Annotated in this window: 15 protein-coding genes; 10 read left to right on the forward strand and 5 right to left on the reverse strand. The window is 60.8% G+C overall.

Annotated elements, in window-relative coordinates:
* Window positions 1-2,174, reverse strand: a 2,174-nt coding sequence (locus tag PMI29_RS01770) for a retention module-containing protein (protein WP_008004042.1), incomplete at its 3' end; no start/stop codon positions are given.
* 588 nt (window positions 2,175-2,762) lie between these two features.
* On the opposite strand from PMI29_RS01770, the gene PMI29_RS01765 reads away from it, so the two are divergent.
* From PMI29_RS01765 to PMI29_RS01755, 3 genes are read left to right on the forward strand one after another with little or no spacing between them, the layout of a single operon-like run.
* Entirely contained in the window at window positions 2,763-4,127 is a 1,365-nt protein-coding gene (locus PMI29_RS01765) for a TolC family outer membrane protein (protein ID WP_008004043.1), read from the forward strand.
* A gap of 16 nt (window positions 4,128-4,143) precedes the next feature.
* Window positions 4,144-6,303 carry a type I secretion system permease/ATPase gene (locus PMI29_RS01760; protein ID WP_008004044.1) on the forward strand — a complete coding sequence of 720 codons (2,160 nt, stop codon included), beginning with the start codon at window positions 4,144-4,146 and terminating at the stop codon, window positions 6,301-6,303.
* A gap of 9 nt (window positions 6,304-6,312) precedes the next feature.
* A complete protein-coding gene (locus PMI29_RS01755; protein ID WP_008004045.1) occupies window positions 6,313-7,680 on the forward strand; it encodes an HlyD family type I secretion periplasmic adaptor subunit in 1,368 nt (455 codons plus the stop codon).
* 144 nt (window positions 7,681-7,824) lie between these two features.
* Here the strand turns inward: PMI29_RS01755 and PMI29_RS01750 are convergent, their stop codons facing one another.
* Together PMI29_RS01750 and PMI29_RS01745 are read right to left on the reverse strand one after the other, a co-directional pair.
* Complete coding sequence (locus tag PMI29_RS01750; protein ID WP_008004046.1) at window positions 7,825-8,421, reverse strand: tRNA-uridine aminocarboxypropyltransferase; 597 nt, start codon at window positions 8,419-8,421, stop codon at window positions 7,825-7,827.
* Window positions 8,422-8,425: 4 nt separating this feature from the next.
* A complete protein-coding gene (locus tag PMI29_RS01745) occupies window positions 8,426-9,319 on the reverse strand; it encodes a LysR family transcriptional regulator (protein WP_007972518.1) in 894 nt (297 codons plus the stop codon).
* A 266-nt stretch (window positions 9,320-9,585) separates the two neighbouring features.
* On the opposite strand from PMI29_RS01745, the gene speB reads away from it, so the two are divergent.
* The 6 genes from speB (at window position 9,586) to PMI29_RS01715 (ending at window position 15,213) form a co-directional block, all read left to right on the forward strand.
* Window positions 9,586-10,536, forward strand: coding sequence for an agmatinase (gene speB, locus PMI29_RS01740; RefSeq protein ID WP_008004047.1), 951 nt, complete (start codon window positions 9,586-9,588; stop codon window positions 10,534-10,536).
* A gap of 9 nt (window positions 10,537-10,545) precedes the next feature.
* Entirely contained in the window at window positions 10,546-10,968 is a 423-nt protein-coding gene (locus PMI29_RS01735; RefSeq protein ID WP_008004048.1) for a YybH family protein, read from the forward strand.
* 55 nt (window positions 10,969-11,023) lie between these two features.
* A complete protein-coding gene (locus PMI29_RS01730; RefSeq protein WP_008004049.1) occupies window positions 11,024-12,535 on the forward strand; it encodes a purine-cytosine permease family protein in 1,512 nt (503 codons plus the stop codon).
* 165 nt (window positions 12,536-12,700) lie between these two features.
* Entirely contained in the window at window positions 12,701-14,080 is a 1,380-nt protein-coding gene (locus PMI29_RS01725) for a sodium:solute symporter (RefSeq protein WP_008004050.1), read from the forward strand.
* Window positions 14,081-14,165: 85 nt separating this feature from the next.
* Window positions 14,166-14,891 (forward strand): MBL fold metallo-hydrolase, encoded by a 726-nt coding sequence (locus tag PMI29_RS01720; protein WP_008004051.1) that lies wholly within the window; start codon window positions 14,166-14,168, stop codon window positions 14,889-14,891.
* Window positions 14,892-14,961: 70 nt separating this feature from the next.
* On the forward strand, window positions 14,962-15,213 hold the full coding sequence (locus PMI29_RS01715) for a phosphopantetheine-containing protein (RefSeq protein WP_008004054.1): 252 nt from the start codon (window positions 14,962-14,964) through the stop codon (window positions 15,211-15,213).
* Between the two features lie 87 nt (window positions 15,214-15,300).
* Here PMI29_RS01715 and PMI29_RS32875 read toward each other — a convergent pair whose 3' ends face one another.
* Both PMI29_RS32875 and ptrR read right to left on the reverse strand, forming a co-directional pair.
* Window positions 15,301-15,429, reverse strand: coding sequence for a PA1414 family protein (locus PMI29_RS32875; protein ID WP_007972508.1), 129 nt, complete (start codon window positions 15,427-15,429; stop codon window positions 15,301-15,303).
* A gap of 135 nt (window positions 15,430-15,564) precedes the next feature.
* Window positions 15,565-16,458, reverse strand: coding sequence for a putrescine utilization regulator PtrR (ptrR, locus tag PMI29_RS01710; protein ID WP_008004056.1), 894 nt, complete (start codon window positions 16,456-16,458; stop codon window positions 15,565-15,567).
* A 104-nt stretch (window positions 16,459-16,562) separates the two neighbouring features.
* Between ptrR and PMI29_RS01705 the strand changes: the two genes are divergently transcribed.
* The coding region (locus PMI29_RS01705) for a YbfB/YjiJ family MFS transporter (protein WP_008004057.1) at window positions 16,563-16,940 on the forward strand (378 nt) is incomplete at its 3' end.

The following is a 16,940-nucleotide window of genomic DNA, read 5'->3' on the forward strand; positions in this document are numbered from 1 at the left end:
GTCAGCGCGGTGGCATCCGGTGCGCTGCCGTCGCTGAGGTTTTTCTCGAAGACGGTGAGCTCGCCACCCTGAGCGTTCAAACCGCCAATCGTGATCGGGTCATCGTTGTTGTGGATCTGCAGCACCAGGTTGGCGGTTCTGCTGTCGCCGTCCGAATCGGTGAGGGTGTAGGTGAAGGATTCGCTGCCATTGCCACCGCCATGCAACGCCTTGAAATCGGCATCGCTGGTGTTCAGCGTGTAGGTGTAGGTGCCATTGGCATTCAGCACCAACGTGCCGTACGTGCCGGTGAAAGTGCCGGGGGTGATCGGGCCGGCGTTTTCGCCGAGGGTTACCCGGTCGGCGCCTTGCACGTCGTTGCTCAGCACGTTGCCGCTCAACGTCAGCAGGGTTTCCGAAGCGGTACTGGCGTTGCTGTCGTCCACGCCTTGCGGCAGGTCGTCGACGATGTTCACGTCCAGTGAACCGGTCGCGGTGCTGCCGTTGTCGTCGACCACGGACACGGCGAACTGCTCGGGCAGGCTGTTGGCGCCGTTGGCGGTCGGGTGGGCTTCGTTGTCGTTGAGGGTGTAGCTGTAGCTGACGACACCCGTGGCCGCGTTGAACCCGGTGACGGTCAGCGTGCTGCCCAGCGGCGTGGTGATCGACTGCGGGAAGCCGGCGGTCACACCAGCGCTGACCACGGCGATGCCGCCGACGGTGAGGGTCGTCACGCCGTCCAGCGCGGCGACGGTGAAGGTGCCGCTCTGGGTCAGCGCCGGTGCGTCGGGGCTGCTGCCATCGCTGAGGTTTTTCTCGAAGACGGTCAACTCGCCGCCCTCAGCATTCAAACCGCCAATCGTGATCGGGTCATCGTTGTTGTGGATCTGCAGCACCAGGTTGGCGGTGCTGCTGTCGCCATCGGCGTCCGTCAGCGTATAGGTGAAGGTTTCCGTACCGTCGCCCCCGCCGTGCAACGCCTTGAAATCGGCATCGCTGGTGTTGAGGGTGTAGGTGTAGGTGCCGTTGGCATTGAGCACCAACGTGCCGTAAGTGCCGGTGAAGGTACCGGGGGTGATGGGCCCGCTGTTTTCCCCGAGCGGTACGCGGTCAGCGCCTTGCACGTCGTTGCTCAACACGTTGCCGTTGAGGGTCAGCAGGGTTTCCGAGGCAGTGCCATTGTTGTCATCGACTGCTTTTGGCACGTCGTCGGTGATGCTGATATCCAGCGTACCGGTAGCGCTGTCGCCATTGCTGTCGCTGGCCACCACGGTGACGTGTTCGACAAGACTATTGGCACCCTCGCCGCTTGCATGGGTTTCGGCACCGTTGAGGGTGTAGCTGTAACTGACCACGCCCGTGGCCGGGTTGTAACTGGTGACGGTCAGCGTGCCGCCCAGCGGGGAGGTGATCGACTGCGGGAAACCTGCCGCCACGCCGCCGCTGATCAAGTTGATCCCGCCGATGCTGAGGCTGGTCAGCCCGTCTGGCGCATTGATGGTGAAGGTGCCGCTTCGTGTCAGCAAGCCTTCGTTCCTCGCCGAACCATCGGCCAGGTTGGCTTCATTGACGGTCCGCTCGCCATTCTGCTCCGACAGTCCATTGAAGGTGACCGGATTGTTCGGCACCTCCGGCGTCACTGGCGGCACCACAGGCGCATCGGCCGCTACAGTGTTGTCCGGATTAGCGTTCAAGCGTTCTTCGGGAAGTTCGGGAATGCCGTTGAAACCGGCAGTGGGGAAGCCAATGATCGGGTCGACTCGCCCGCCCACTTCTTCGAGCAGGACGAAACTGTGGCCACTGCCCTGAACGCCGCCCGGCACACCGGTAGTCGTGGCAGTCCCGGCAGCGGTGGCTTCAGCGGTCTGGGTCGGGTCGTCGCCCGCCGCAATGGCTTTTTGCAGCTGTTCGACATCGGTCAGTTGCGCCTGGCTCGGCGTCACCGCTTCAGGCGAGTCCACATGGGGAATCTGATTGGCGAGCAGCTGCGAAGTCATCTGCATGCTGCTGCCACGCCCGAGGGTCAGTTCCTGGCCATTTTGCAGATGCACCGCCACCGCCCCTTCAGCACCGGTGCTCAGTTGGTCGCCGGCGAACAACCGGTCCCCCTCGACCAAAGCACGCCGGGTACCGTCGCTCGCAACCGCGAACACCTGGCCGATGACCTTACTGACGATACCGATGAGCGTTGCCATGGTGCACTTCCTCCGCTGCCAACCGCTGTCGGCACCTTGTTTGTGCGAAGAACGTGCGCATGGCTCAAGCGGGTTGTCTGGCGGATCGTGTTCCGGGTGCCGGTTTACTTGAGTAAGCCGCAGCCCCGGCAACGATCTCGCCCAGCCAGTCGCTCACGGCGCTGTTTACGATTTCGGGAAAAACCCTCTGCAATCAATGGCATCGGATCCCCGTGCGCAACAACGTTGCCTGTGAGCAATGCGTAACGATCTCGAATCAGTCAAGTGACAAAAAACCGTCGCAACCAGATCGTTCGCATCCCTCCCCTCCAGCACTTCTCCGCTCTATGTCGATAAGTGGATTGGAACTTTCCTCAAACCCCGATGAGCGCCCTAGAGCCCATAAAACAAGGGCTTTCGAATTGAACAATGTGCTGGATTTTGCAGAGCTCATAAGTTTTTTTTGGCATACGCGTTATGAAAAAAATTTCTTAGCTACGCTCCAGAATGTTCTTAGCTCTTTTGTTAAAGAGGTGAAACAACTTTACCTATAAAAGTCGTCAAATAATTGGCGACTGATAAGCACCATCAGGAATCAGGGAGATGTAAATGCGCCTATTAACCCCCCTCTGCAGCGCGGTTCTTTTAGCCATGGCCTGCTCGTCCCAGGCTCATGCCATGACGCTGACCGAAGCAATCCAGAGCACCATCGCGACCCACCCGGAGCTGGCATCGCGGGTGGACAGCCGTCTGTCGGCTGATGAGGACGTGAAGGTCGCCAAAGGGGGCTATTATCCATCGGTTGATCTGAACGCCGCCTACGGGCGCGCGTACAGCGATAACACCAATACCCGGGCGCTCACCCCCAGCGGGCACAACACTGAAACCTTGAACTACACCCAGTCGGAATTGCGCCTGCGGCAAATGCTCTTCGACGGGTTCAACACCGCCAATGAAGTCCAGCGCACCCAGGGCGTGGTCAACTCGCGAGCCTATTACGCTCAGGGTACGGCTCAGGACCTGGCCCTGCGCACCACCGAGGTCTACCTCGAAGTACTCAAGCGCCGCGAACTGGTGACACTGGCCAAGAACAATCTGCAAGCACACTTGCGGGTCAACGACCAGATCGGCCTGCGCACCCAGCGCGGCGTGGGCAGCAACGCCGATGCCGACCAGTCCTCGGCTCGCCGGGCACTGGCAGAAAACAACCTCGACACCGCCGAAGTCGATCTGGCCGATGCCGAGTCGAACTTCTACGCCGTTGTGGGGCGCATGCCCGATGAACTCGAAACCCCGCCATCGATTCGCGGCGAAGTCCCCACCTCCCTGCCCGAAGCCCAGCAGAGCATGGTGGAAAACAACCCTTACCTGAAATCCGCCCAGGCCGACGTGCAATCGGCCGAAAGCCAGTACGAAGTCGCCAAGTCGCCGTTCTACCCACGCTTCGACGCCGAGGCGGCAGTGGGCGCGAACAACAACGTGCAGGGTGACGAAGGCCACGACAACGAATGGCGGGTCGGCGTGATCATGAACTACAACCTGTTCCGCGGCGGCAGCGACAAGGCGCGCCTGGCCTCCGATTCGCACAAGATCAACCAGGCCATGGACATCCGTAACAATGCCCTGCGCCAGCTCAACGAGAACATTCACCTGGCCTGGAACGCCATGGTCAATGCCAAGAAACAAACCCCGACCGCCCGTGAATACGCCGAAACCAGCAAGCGCGTACGCATTGCCTACCAGGATCAGTTCGGCCTCGGTCAACGGACCCTGCTTGATCTGCTGGACAGTGAAAACGAACTCTACAACGCTAACCGTCGCTACACCGAAGTGCGCTACACCGAAGAGTTTTCGATGTACCGCGTCCTGGCGAACATGGGCCAGTTGTTGAGCAAACAACGGGTCGTACTGCCCGCCGACGCGATCGCCCAGACCGAAGTGAAAAACGAAGCTCGACTGCCTGATATGAAGTAGTGCATGGGAGGGTTCAATGACCAGCATGGAACCCGGCAACACCGGTGTCGATCCGCGCCTGAGCTTCGATGACCCGCTTCTGGACGGTCTGTTGATCCTCTGCAAACTCCACGGCGCGACAGTCAGTCGCGCCAGCCTGAGTGCCGGGCTCCCCATGGCACACCAACGCCTGAGCCTGGACCTGCTACCCCGTGCAGCGGCCAGGGCCGGTTTGCAGGCGCGCTTGCTGCGCCGTGACCTCAAGGACATTTCCCCGCTCAACCTGCCCGTGCTGTTGTTACTGAACAACGGCCGCACGGCTGTCCTGCGCCGTTATGGCGAGGACGGCAAGGTGCTGATCCTGCCCAGCGAAGCCGACGGCGGCGAGCAATGGCTCAGCCCTGAAGAGCTGGCCGAACACTACAGTGGCCAGGCGTTGTTTGCCCGGCCACGTCACGAACTCGAAGACTTGCGCTCGCCGTTGGTGCCTCGGGTCCACGCCTGGTTTCGCGATACGCTGAAGCTGTCGAAATGGCTGTACAGCGATGCAATTCTGGCGAGTTTCCTGATCAACCTGCTGGGGCTGATGGTACCGCTGTTCGTGATGCAGACCTACGACCGCGTGGTGCCGAACCAGGCCACTTCGACTTTGTGGGTGCTGGCGATCGGTCTGCTGATCGGCACCGCTTTCGAACTGGTGCTGCGGATCGTGCGCGCGCACTTGCTGGATACCGCCGGCAAGAAAACCGACGTGATCCTGTCGGCCACCCTGTTCGAGCGCATCACCGGCATGGCGATGAAAGCGCGGCCGGCGACCATTGGTGGTTTTGCCCAAAGCATTCATGACTTCCAGGGCCTGCGGGAATTCCTCACCGCCGTGACCCTCACCAGCCTGATCGATCTGCCCTTCTGCCTGTTGATGCTACTGGTGATCGGCCTGCTCGGTGGCTGGCTGGTGGTAATCCCGATTCTGGCGTTCCCCATCACCATCATCTTCGCCATGGTGATCCAGGTACGCCTGCGCGACACCGTGCAAAAGAGCCTCAGCCTCGGCGCCGAACGCCAGGCACTGTTGATCGAAACCCTCAGCGGCCTGGAAACCCTCAAGGCCTGCAGCGCCGAAAGCGAACGCCAGCACAAATGGGAAAGCACCCACGGTGCCCTCACCCGCCTCGACAGCCACGCGCGCAACCTCTCGGCCCTGGCCACCAACGGCACGCTCTTCATCCAGCAACTGTCCGGTATGGCGACCATCGTTGCCGGGGTCTACAGCATCATCGCCGGCAACCTCAGCGTCGGTGCCCTGGTGGCCAGCTACATGCTGGGCAGTCGGGTGCTGGCGCCACTGGGACAGATCGCCGGCCTGATCACCCGCTACCAGCAAGCGCAACTGACCATGAAAAGCACCGACGCGCTGATGGGCCTGCCCCAGGAGCGCGACGCCAGACAACGGCCGCTGGAGCGCACCCAGCTGCAAGGCGCGCTGGATGTTGTCGGCGTGAACTTCCACTACAACGGCCAGAGCGCTCCGGCCCTGGCCAATATCAGCTTCAGTGTGAAACCCGGCGAGCGCGTCGGCATCATCGGCCGCAGCGGCTCAGGCAAAAGCACCCTGGCGCGGCTGGTGATGGGGTTCTACGAACCGGATGAAGGCCAGTTGCTGCTCGATGGCCTGGACCTGCGGCAACTGGACGTAGCCGACCTGCGCCATCAAATCGGCTACGTCGCCCACGACCTGCCGCTGCTGGCCGGCAGCCTGCGCGACAACCTGACCCTCGGCGCGCGCTATATCAGCGACTCACGCATGCTCGAAGTGGCGGAAATGACCGGGGTCACCGAACTGGCCCGGCAACACCCGCACGGCTTCGACCGGCCTGTGGGCGAACGCGGGCAACTGCTGTCCGGCGGCCAGCGCCAGGCCGTATTGATGGCCAGGGCCATGTTGCTCGACCCGCCAATCATGCTGCTTGACGAACCCACCAGCGCCATGGACAACAGCAGCGAAGACGTCCTGCGAAAAAAACTCCACGACTGGGTCCAGGGCAAAACCATCCTGCTGGTAACCCATCGAACTTCGATGCTGAGCCTGGTGGACCGGTTGGTGGTGCTGGACAACGGACGGATCGTCGCCGACGGCCCGAAAGAAGCAGTCATCGATGCATTGCGCAAGGGCCGTGTCGGCTCTGCGGCCGTCTAGGAGTTGACCATGTCTGCTGACCTGCCTGTAACAACGAAAGCACGTGGCTACTTCGACAGTTTCAACAAAAGTGCCGAAACCGAGTTCATGCCGGAAACCGCCGGCGCCTCGTTGCAGGACTCACCACGCTGGTCGCGAATCACCGTATGGCTGGCGGCTGCGCTGGTGGTCAGCGCACTGGTCTGGGCCAAATTCGCGGTGTTGCAGGAAGTGACCATGGGCGAAGGCAAGGCGATTCCCTCGAGCAAAGTCCAGGTGATCCAGAACCTGGAGGGTGGCATCGTCACTGAAATTTTCGTCCGCGAAGGGCAAATGGTGAACAAGGGCGACACCTTGCTGCGCCTGGATGACACGCGCTACCTATCGAACAAGGGCGAAAGCGAAGCCGATCGCTATGCCTTGACCGCGCAGGTCGAACGGCTTTCGGCCGAGGCTGAAGGCCGGCCGTTCAAGCTATCAGAAGAAGTGATCGCCAAAGCCCCGCAAGTGGCCGAAGACGAGCGCTCGCTGTACGAGCAGCGGCAACGTCGACTCGCGAGCGAGCAGCGCACGCTGACCGAGCAACTTCGGCAAAAAACCCAGGAGTTGGCAGAGTTCCGCTCGAAACAGGGACAGTTCAGCTCCAGCCTGGCGCTGCTGCAACAAGAGATGAACATGTCCACCCCGCTGGTGGGCACCGGCGCCGTGTCACCGGTGGAAATCCTGCGGCTCAAACGCAGCGCCGTGGAGATTCGCGGCTCGCTGAACGCCACCACCCTGGCCATTCCCCGGGCCGAATCGGCGATCAACGAGATCAAAAGCAAGATTGATGAGTCGGAACAGACCTTCCGCTCGGAAGCCGCCAAAGAGCTGAATGAGAAACGCACCGACCTGTCGAAAATCACGGCATCGAGCATCGCCATCGACGACCGTGTGACCCGTACCACCGTGGTATCGCCGGTTCACGGCATCATCAAGGTGTTGAAGGTCAATACCATCGGCGGCGTGGTCCAGCCCGGCAACGACATGGTGGAAATCGTGCCGCTGGAAGACAACCTGCTGATCGAAGCCAAAGTCCGCCCGCAAGACGTTGCATTCCTGCATCCGGGCCAGAAAGCCATGGTCAAGTTCAGTGCCTACGACTACACGATCTACGGCGGCCTGAGCGCCAAGCTGGAACTGATCGGCGCCGACACCATCACCGACGACAAGGGCAACAGCTTTTATCTGATTCAGGTGCGCACTGACAAAAACCATCTGGGCGGGGATGTGAAGCCGCTGCTGATCATCCCGGGGATGGTGGCGACAGTGGACATCATTACCGGGGAGAAAACGGTGCTGGATTACTTGCTTAAACCGGTGCTCAAGGCCCGGACTGAGGCGATGCGGGAGAGGTAGTCTTTTTCAGAAGTTATGGTGATTGAACCGGCCCCATCGCGGGCAAGCCCGCTCCCACAGTGTCCGTTGTGTACACAAAATCTGCGCACGCCACTGAACCTGTGGGAGCGGGCTTGCCCGCGAAGAGGCCGGCACATACAACGATCACCTGTCGGCATGATTACGCTGGTAAACCTCCTCCCCCATCGCCGCAATCTGCCCCTCGATCAACGCTTCAAACGGCTTTAACAACGGCGCAAAAGACGTCGGTGCCTCAAGGGTTTCAAGCGCCTGCACAATCGCCTCCACCGTCGACAGCGCCCCAGGTCCCGGTGCCTTGCGCAGCCGATAACGGGACACACCGCCCTCGGCCAGCGCCACCCTCGGCAACGCCGCCAGCAGCGGATTGAGGTGCAGCATCTTGCGCGCCTTGCGCCAGGTGCCGTCCGGGACCACTAACAACATCGGTTCATCAGATGAGCTATAGGCTTTCATCGGTTGCACTTCTTCGCCCGGAAACAACAACCGCGCCTGATACCCCGGCTGATTCAAAAGCGTGGGCAAATTCTCAAACACTTCCCCCACGATCAACTCGGCATTGTTCAAGCCCAACACCGCCAACCGTGCCGTGTTCAGCGCATGGTTCACTTCGCTCGGATGCTGCAACAGCAGCACGCGGGTGCGGCTGTCGAGGCTCGGGATCAACGGGCACAGGCAGTGGCTTTGCGGGCGCAGGCAGCGCGGGCACTGGATTCTGGACATCTTCTCAGGCCTGATTCAGTTGGGCTTTAAGCAAGTCGCGGAACGTCTGGATCAGCGGCTCGCGACTGCGGCCCCGGCGCACGATCATCGAGAACGGCGCCTGATAGCCGAATGTCGCCGGCAGCAACACCCGCAAGTCGCCCTTGTCGGCCCAGGCCTGGGCGTAGTGCTCCGGCAAATAGCCGATGTAGGCGCCGGACAGCACCAGTATCAACTGGGCTTCCATACTTTCCACGGTCGCGGCGCTGTGCTTGAAGCCGTGACGCGCCAGTTCAGCCTGGCTCCAGTAGCCACGACCGACCATGCGCTGCTGGGTGATGACTTGCTCGGGAATGCGCCGCTCGTTGAACAGCGGATGGCGCGTGCTGCAATACAACCAGTGTTGTTCACGGTACAGCGGCATGTACACCAGACCGCTCATGCGCGTGGAAAACGCGCCGATGGCCAGGTCGAGACGGTTGTCCTGCACACCGAGTTGCAATTCGTAAGGGCTCATCACCGACAGGTGCAAGTGCACGGCCGGGTGTTCCTGGCTGTAGGCGCCGATGGCTTCGGCGAACGGCAGGGCCTTGTCGCTGACGGTGGAGTCGATCACCCCGAGGTTCAAGGTACCGCGCAACTCGCCCTTGAGCGCGGCGGCGTACTGCTCGAAGCCTTCGAGTTCGCCCAACAGGCGCAGGGTTTCCTGATGGAACAGTTCGCCCTTGCTGGTCAGACTGAAACCGCCACGGCCGCGATGGCAGAGCACCAGGCCGAGGGCTGCTTCGAGCTGACTCATGTAGGTACTGATGGCCGACGTCGAGAGGTTGAGCTCCTGCTGGGCGTTGGCGAACCCCTGATGCCGCACCACGCTGACGAAGATGCGCAATAGTTTCAGGTCGGGTAAAGCGTTGGCCATGGAAATGCTCCGATCTCGGGGTAACGCACACCGCTGAAGGTAATGAAGCTCACTCCCACAGGTACTGTACAACTCATCACTTTGAAGGATGAGGCAACAAGTCTATCGTCGTCCTCGTCATTAGTTTAGAAAAATCTGAACTAAGTATTTGCCCGTAGCGATTCTTCCCGGCCACTACATTTCGCAGAATCGGCCCACAACGGTGCCCGTACCTTCCGTGAACGGCGCAACCCTATAAATAAAACAACGACGATGAGGCCCTACCCGTGGACAAGATTCTTCACCAACCACTGGGCGGCAACGAAATGCCGCGCTTCGGCGGCATCGCCACCATGATGCGACTCCCCCACTTGAATACCGCTGCCGGCCTGGACGCTGCCTTCGTAGGCGTACCACTGGACATCGGTACCTCGCTGCGCCCTGGCACCCGTTTCGGGCCTCGCGAAATCCGCGCTGAATCGGTAATGATCCGCCCGTACAACATGGCGACCGGCGCTGCGCCGTTCGACTCGCTGTCAGTTGCCGACATTGGCGACATCGCGATCAACACCTTCAACCTGCTGGATGCCGTGCGGATCATCGAAGAGTCCTACGACAATATCCTCGAACACGATGTGATCCCGCTGACCCTGGGCGGCGACCACACCATCACCCTGCCGATCCTGCGTGCCATCCACAAAAAGCACGGCAAGGTCGGTCTGGTGCACATCGACGCTCACGCTGACGTGAACGATCACATGTTCGGCGAGAAAATCGCCCACGGCACCACCTTCCGTCGTGCTGTCGAAGAAGGCCTGCTGGACCCGGACCGCGTTGTGCAGATTGGCCTGCGCGCCCAGGGCTACACCGCTGACGACTTCAACTGGAGCCGCAACCAGGGCTTCCGTGTGGTTCAGGCCGAAGAGTGCTGGCACAAATCGCTGGAGCCTCTGATGGCTGAAGTCCGCGAGAAAGTCGGCAACGGTCCGGTCTACCTGAGTTTCGACATCGACGGCATCGATCCGGCCTGGGCACCGGGTACCGGCACCCCGGAAATCGGTGGTCTGACGACCATTCAGGCGATCGAGATCGTTCGCGGTTGCCAGGGCCTCGACCTGGTCGGTTGCGATCTGGTAGAAGTCTCGCCCGCATACGACACCACCGGCAACACCTCGCTGCTGGCCGCCAACCTGCTGTACGAAATGCTCTGCGTACTGCCTGGCGTAGTCCACCGCTGAGGATGGTTCATGAACGAACGCGATCAGGTTTTGAAAGCCGCCGCCGATCTGGTGTCCGCTTTTGCCCGTAACGATCGCGAAGCCTACTTCGGCGCGTTCAGCGCCGATGCCAGCTTCGTCTTCTATACCCTCGAACAGCCCCTGCTGTCGCGCGACGCCTACCAGGCGATGTGGGACAGCTGGCGCTCAGAGGATGGCTTCGAGGTGCTTTCGTGCACCTCAAGCAACGCTTACGTCAGCCTGCAGGGTGATGTGGCGATTTTCATCCATGACGTAGCCACCGAGCTGCGCATGCAAGGGGAGCAGCACTTTAGCCAGGAGCGCGAGACGATTGTTTTCAAGAAACAAGCGTCTGGCCAAGAACAACAAGGCCTATGGCTGGCCTGCCACGAACATTTGTCCGCGATGCCGGAAGGGCTGCCACCCCCTTAGCCAACACAGGTGACGCTCACGCACGATGAGCGCGCCTTTATGATCGGAGCTGATCATGAATAACAACAACAAAGACCAAAGCCTTACGCAAATTGAAACCCACGGGGTCGAACAGATCCCGGACAACGAACGCACCGCAGGCCCGACGGACTTGTTCCGGATGATCTTCGGTGGTTCCAACACCTTTGCTACCGCCGTCCTCGGCAGTTTCCCGGTACTGTTCGGCCTGTCTTTCCAGGCAGGCGTCTGGGCGATTGTGCTGGGCGTATTGCTGGGTTCGCTGATCCTCGCGCCAATGGGCCTGTTCGGCCCGATCAACGGCACCAACAATGCCGTGTCTTCCGGTGCGCACTTCGGCGTGCACGGGCGGATCGTCGGTTCGTTCCTGTCGCTGTTGACCGCCATCGCCTTCTTCTCGCTCTCGGTATGGAGTTCGGGTGATGCGCTGATCGGTGGCGCCAAACGCCTGATCGGCCTGCCGGAAACCGACCTGACCCTGGGCCTGGCCTATGGTCTGTTCGCGATTCTGGTACTGACCGTGTGCATCTATGGCTTCCGCTTCCTGCTGTGGGTCAACAAGATCGCGGTGTGGAGCGCCAGTCTGCTGTTCCTGCTGGGCATCTTCGCCTTCGCCGGTCCTTTCGATGCGAACTACGCCGGCACCGTGAACATGGGGCAACCGGGTTTCTGGGCGGCTTTCATCGGCGCGGCGCTGGTGGCCATGAGCAACCCGATTTCCTTCGGTGCGTTCCTCGGTGACTGGTCGCGCTACATCCCGCGCGACACCTCCAAGCGCCGGATCATGGCGGCGGTGGTGATTTCGCAGATCGCGACCTTCATCCCGTTCCTGTTCGGCCTGGCCACCGCGACCATCGTAGCGATCAAGGCACCGGACTACATCGCGGCCAACAACTATGTCGGCGGCCTGCTGGCAGTCTCGCCGAGCTGGTTCTTCCTGCCGGTGTGCCTGATCGCAGTGATTGGTGGCATGTCCACCGGCACCACCTCGCTCTATGGCACCGGGCTGGACATGTCCAGCGTGTTTCCACGGGTGCTGTCGCGGGTCAAGGCCACGCTGCTGATCGGTGTGATGTCGATTGCCTTCATCTTCATCGGGCGCTTCGCGGCCAACCTGGTACAGAGTGTGTCGACCTTCGCCGTACTGATCATCACCTGCACCACCCCATGGATGGTGATCATGATCATCGGCCTGCTGGTGCGTCGCGGCTTCTACTGCCCGGATGACCTGCAAGTGTTCACCCGCGGTGAAAAAGGCGGCCGCTACTGGTTCACCCACGGCTGGAACTGGCGTGGCCTGGGTGCCTGGATTCCGAGCGCGGCCGTCGGCCTGTGCTTCGTGAACCTGCCGGGGCAGTTTGTCGGGCCACTGGGCGAAATGGCCGGTGGTATCGACATCAGCCTGCCGGTGACCCTGGGCCTTGCCTCGCTGGTGTACCTGGCGCTGCTGAGCCTGTTCCCGGAACCGCGCGAAGTGTTCGGCCCGAACGATTCACGCAGCAAGAGCACGGATTCGCTCGCTAAACCGGCGATGCGACAAGTCGCCTGATGTAACACAAGACCTGTGGGAGCGGGCTTGCTCGCGAAGACGGCGGCACATTCAACACTGATGTGACTGACAGACCGCTTTCGCGAGCAAGCCCGCTCCCACAGAGAGCTGCGCCACAGAAATATTTTTGTTCCACATAAAAAAGACAATCGGAGACACGCCGTCATGGCTTTGGATTTATTCGTCGTACTCATCTACGCCGCCGCGATGCTGATACTCGGCTACTACGGCATGCGCAAGGCCAAGACCAACGAAGACTTTTTGGTCGCCGGTCGTAACCTCGGCCCTAGCCTGTACATGGGCACCATGGCTGCCACCGTTCTGGGCGGCGCATCCACCGTGGGCACCGTGCGTCTGGGCTACGTGCATGGCATCTCCGGTTTCTGGCTCTGCGCCGCTCTGGGTTGCGGGATCGTGGCGCTGAACCTGTTTCTCGCCAAGCCGCTGTTGAAACTGAAGATCTACACCGTTACCCAGGTGCTGGAAAAACGCTACAACCCGATGGCCCGCTCCGCGAGCGCGGTGATCATGCTGGCGTACGCGCTGATGATCGGCGTGACCTCGATCCTGGCAATCGGCACCGTTCTGCAAGTGCTGTTCGGCCTGCCGTTCTGGATCTCGGTACTGCTCGGCGGCGGCGTCGTGGTGATCTACTCGGCCATTGGCGGCATGTGGTCGCTGACCCTGACCGACATCGTCCAGTTCGTGATCAAGACCGTAGGCCTGATGTTCATCCTGTTGCCAATCTGCCTGTACCGCGTCGGTGGCTGGGATGAGCTGGTGATGAAACTGCCGGCGGCAAGCTTCAGCTTCACCACCATCGGTTGGGACACCATCATCACCTACTTCATGATCTACTTCTTCGGCATCCTGATCGGTCAGGACATCTGGCAACGGGTGTTCACCGTCAAGACCGCCAAAGTGGCTCAGGTTGCCGGTACCGCTGCCGGTATCTACTGCATCCTCTACGGTCTGGCCTGTGCCCTGATCGGCATGGCTGCACACGTACTGATCCCGGATCTGGACAACGTCAACAACGCCTTCGCCGCCATCGTGAAACTGTCCCTGCCGGACGGTATCCGTGGCCTGGTAATCGCTGCCGCACTGGCCGCCATGATGTCCACCGCCAGCGCTGGCCTGCTGGCCGCTGCCACCACCCTGACCGAAGACTTGCTGCCGAAACTGCGTGGCGGTAAACAGTCGAGCCTGGCGATCAACCGCCTGTTCACCCTGTTGACCGGCTGTGTGGTTCTGGCCATTGCCCTGATCGTGAACGATGTGATCAGCGCCCTGACCCTGGCCTACAACCTGTTGGTGGGCGGCATGCTGATCCCGCTGATGGGCGCCATCTTCTGGAAACGCGCCACAACCGCCGGCGCCATCGCCAGCATGGGCATGGGCTTCGCCACTGCGCTGCTGTTCATGTTCAAGGACGGTCTGGACGCCAACACCCCGATCTACTACAGCCTCGGCATTGGCCTGGTGAGCTTTGTGCTGGTCAGCCTGCTGTCCCCTCGCCCGGTGACTGTGGCCAGCGCTGCCTAAGCTATACATAACGACTTGATGCTTTCTTCGACGGGTGTGGCGTCGGTTGCCACACCCGTTTTTTTTCGTCTGGAGAAAACGTTTTATGAAGATTGTTTCTCGCGACCAGTGGTTCGAGGTCAAACAACTCAGTGACGGCATCCGCCTGATTCACGAGCCGTACATCCGGCCTTTCTATCGCTGCAATCTCTGGCACATCCAGGGTCGTGACAAAGACCTGCTGCTGGACAGCGGCTCGGGCCTGGTCAGTCTGCGCGAGCAACTGCCATGGATCACCGAGCGGCCGCTGGTGGCCGTGGCCAGCCACTGCCATTTCGATCACATCGCCGGTCATCACGAATTCGCTGAACGGCTGGTGCATCCGGCCGAGGCGGACATTCTCGCCGCGCCGGATGGCGACAACGACCTGAGCAAAGCCTTTGTCGGCGACGACATGTTCGAGGCGCACCCTGATTGTCCGCTGTGCTACGCCGAATACCGGGTCAAGGCCGCGCCGGCCACGGGGTTTGTCGAAGATGGGGATGTGCTGGACCTGGGCAACCGCGTGTTGCAGGTCGTGCATACACCGGGACATTCGCCGGGTGGCATCTGCCTGTACGAAGCCGCCACCGAGACCCTGTTCAGCGGCGACATCATCTACGACGGACCGCTGATCGAAGACGCCTACCACTCCAACCTCGATGACTACGCCCGTAGCCTGCAACGCCTGCACGCGTTGTCGATCCGCACGGTGCATGGCGGGCATTTCGGCAGTTTTTCCGGAGAGCATTTGCGCAGCATGATTGACGAATGGCAGCGTTCACACGGCTAAAGCCTGCTGTACTCAACGGCAGGAACTGCATCGGCAGGAAGAATTACAACTACCTCCTAGAAGAACGTTCATGAAAGAAGCTGCCGTTCGTGCTGTCGTGCATCGCTTTATCAGCCGCCTGCTGGAAGGTCGGGATGACTTCGACGACAACACCAGCCTGGCGCAGTTGGGACTGGATAAAGAAGATATCGAAGAGCTGATCTTCCATCTGGAAGATGAGCTGGGTGTAACGGCGTTTTCCGTTGAGGAAGACCGGATGCTCAAGACCGCCAGGACGGCAAATGATTTGAGTCGGTTTTTGCTGGAGATTGGGCGGTACTAACGCTGGTGATCAAACGTACACGAAGCGACAAGGGAGCTTGCTCCCTCGCCACGGGAAAACCTTTCACCTGACAGGTGTTATCTGCAATTACCGGCGACGCTGCTGACGTCGGCGCTGTTCGTCGTCTGTACGAACAGGCACGGGTTGCAGCGGCGGTTCGATCAGACCGAGAGCCACGCCCAGGTCATGCAGCCAGTTTTGAATTTTCTCTTTCATGGTGCCCCCTTCAGGGTAGTGCCGAGCGGCCGAAATTCTGTAGCCCCTTCGCACAGATAATAGTCCGAAGTCCTACGCAATGCTCGCGCAAAGTCGCAATGATCTGTTACTGAATCCATCACAATCAGCCTGTGTTCAGGCAATTTCCTGCGCCGGCACCGGTGTCGGCGGAAAAACCACCTGTTGTTGTTCGATCCAGGCATTCAGGTTGGCCCCGACCATGCCCTTGCGCCACATCAGCCAGGTGGTAGCACTGGCGAACGGTTCGGCCAACGGATGCACGGCCACACTCTCACGGCCCGGCAGACTGGCGAGCATCGACTCCGACATCAGCGCCACACCGGAACCGGCAATCACACACGCCAGCATGCCCGGATAGGACTCGATCTCCATCGCCCGGCCCATCGCCGCATGGTCATGGGCGAACCAGGCCTCCAGGCGCATGCGGTAGGAGCAGCCCTGGCGAAAGGTAAACACCGCGCGGCCTTCCACATCCAGCGCGCTGCGCACGGGCGGATGATCGGCCTCGCTGATCAGCACCAGGCGCTCGTCGCACAAGGGCACGCCGTCGAGCCCGGCCAGTTCCATGGGGCCATCCACCAGCGCCGCATCGAGTCGGCCGGTGAGCAGGCCTTCGAGCAATTCACCACTGGGTCCGGACTGTACTTGCAGGTTCACGGCCGGATACAGGCGGTGGTAGCGCGCCAATAGCCCCGGAAGGTGAATAGCAGCCGTGCTGTACATGGTGCCGAGCACGAAGTCGCCCGCCGGTTGCCCGCCCTGCACGGCTGCGCTGGCTTCGTCGCGCAAGGCAAACAGCCTGGCGGTGTAGTCCAGCAGGACTTTTCCCGCAGGAGACAACTGCAGGCGCTGACGCTCACGCAGGAACAGTTCGACACCCAGTTGCTCTTCCAGCTGCTTGAGCCGGGTCGACAGGTTCGACGGCACTCGATGCAGCCGTTCGGCGGCCCGGGTTATGGACCCTTCCTCCGCCACCGCCTGGAAGATGCGCAATTGGCTGAATTCCACGACATTCTCCAAAAAAGAACAAGTTACTCACTATTATTCATTTTTAAAGAAAGTCAATCAGTCCTAGCCTGACGGTCATTGATCCTCTAAACGGAATCCAGACCATGTCTCCCCTGATTCGCTTATCCGCCAGTTTCGTTGCCCTGATGATGGCCATGGGCATCGGCCGGTTTGCCCTGACACCGCAACTGCCGCACCTGCTCAGCGAAGGTCAGATCGACCTGACCGCCGCCGGGCTGATTGCCGCCGCCAACTACCTCGGTTATTTCATTGGCGCGGTGGACGCCATGTTTTCCCGGCGTCCCGCGCAAGTGCGCCGGCGTTTGCTCGGCGGTTTGTGGCTGTGTGTACTGCTGACCCTGGCTTCGTTCTGGGCCAATGGTTTCTGGTCGCACCTGCTGCTGCGCTTCGGCACCGGCGTGGCCAGCGCCTGGGTGCTGGTGATGATCACCGCCCTGAGCCAGCCGCTCGCGGCAGGGGGC

Source organism: Pseudomonas sp. GM49 (assembly GCF_000282355.1).
In the GTDB taxonomy this organism is placed as follows: Bacteria; Pseudomonadota; Gammaproteobacteria; order Pseudomonadales; family Pseudomonadaceae; genus Aquipseudomonas.

Coding starts and splice junctions, on each gene's coding strand:
- PMI29_RS01765 (WP_008004043.1), top strand. CDS start 2,763: ATGCGCCTATTAACCCCCCTCTGCAGCGCGGTTCTTTTAGCCATGGCC.
- PMI29_RS01760 (WP_008004044.1), top strand. CDS start 4,144: ATGACCAGCATGGAACCCGGCAACACCGGTGTCGATCCGCGCCTGAGC.
- PMI29_RS01755 (WP_008004045.1), top strand. CDS start 6,313: ATGTCTGCTGACCTGCCTGTAACAACGAAAGCACGTGGCTACTTCGAC.
- PMI29_RS01750 (WP_008004046.1), bottom strand. CDS start 8,421: ATGTCCAGAATCCAGTGCCCGCGCTGCCTGCGCCCGCAAAGCCACTGC.
- PMI29_RS01745 (WP_007972518.1), bottom strand. CDS start 9,319: ATGGCCAACGCTTTACCCGACCTGAAACTATTGCGCATCTTCGTCAGC.
- PMI29_RS01735 (WP_008004048.1), top strand. CDS start 10,546: ATGAACGAACGCGATCAGGTTTTGAAAGCCGCCGCCGATCTGGTGTCC.
- PMI29_RS01730 (WP_008004049.1), top strand. CDS start 11,024: ATGAATAACAACAACAAAGACCAAAGCCTTACGCAAATTGAAACCCAC.
- PMI29_RS01725 (WP_008004050.1), top strand. CDS start 12,701: ATGGCTTTGGATTTATTCGTCGTACTCATCTACGCCGCCGCGATGCTG.
- PMI29_RS01720 (WP_008004051.1), top strand. CDS start 14,166: ATGAAGATTGTTTCTCGCGACCAGTGGTTCGAGGTCAAACAACTCAGT.
- PMI29_RS01715 (WP_008004054.1), top strand. CDS start 14,962: ATGAAAGAAGCTGCCGTTCGTGCTGTCGTGCATCGCTTTATCAGCCGC.
- PMI29_RS32875 (WP_007972508.1), bottom strand. CDS start 15,429: ATGAAAGAGAAAATTCAAAACTGGCTGCATGACCTGGGCGTGGCTCTC.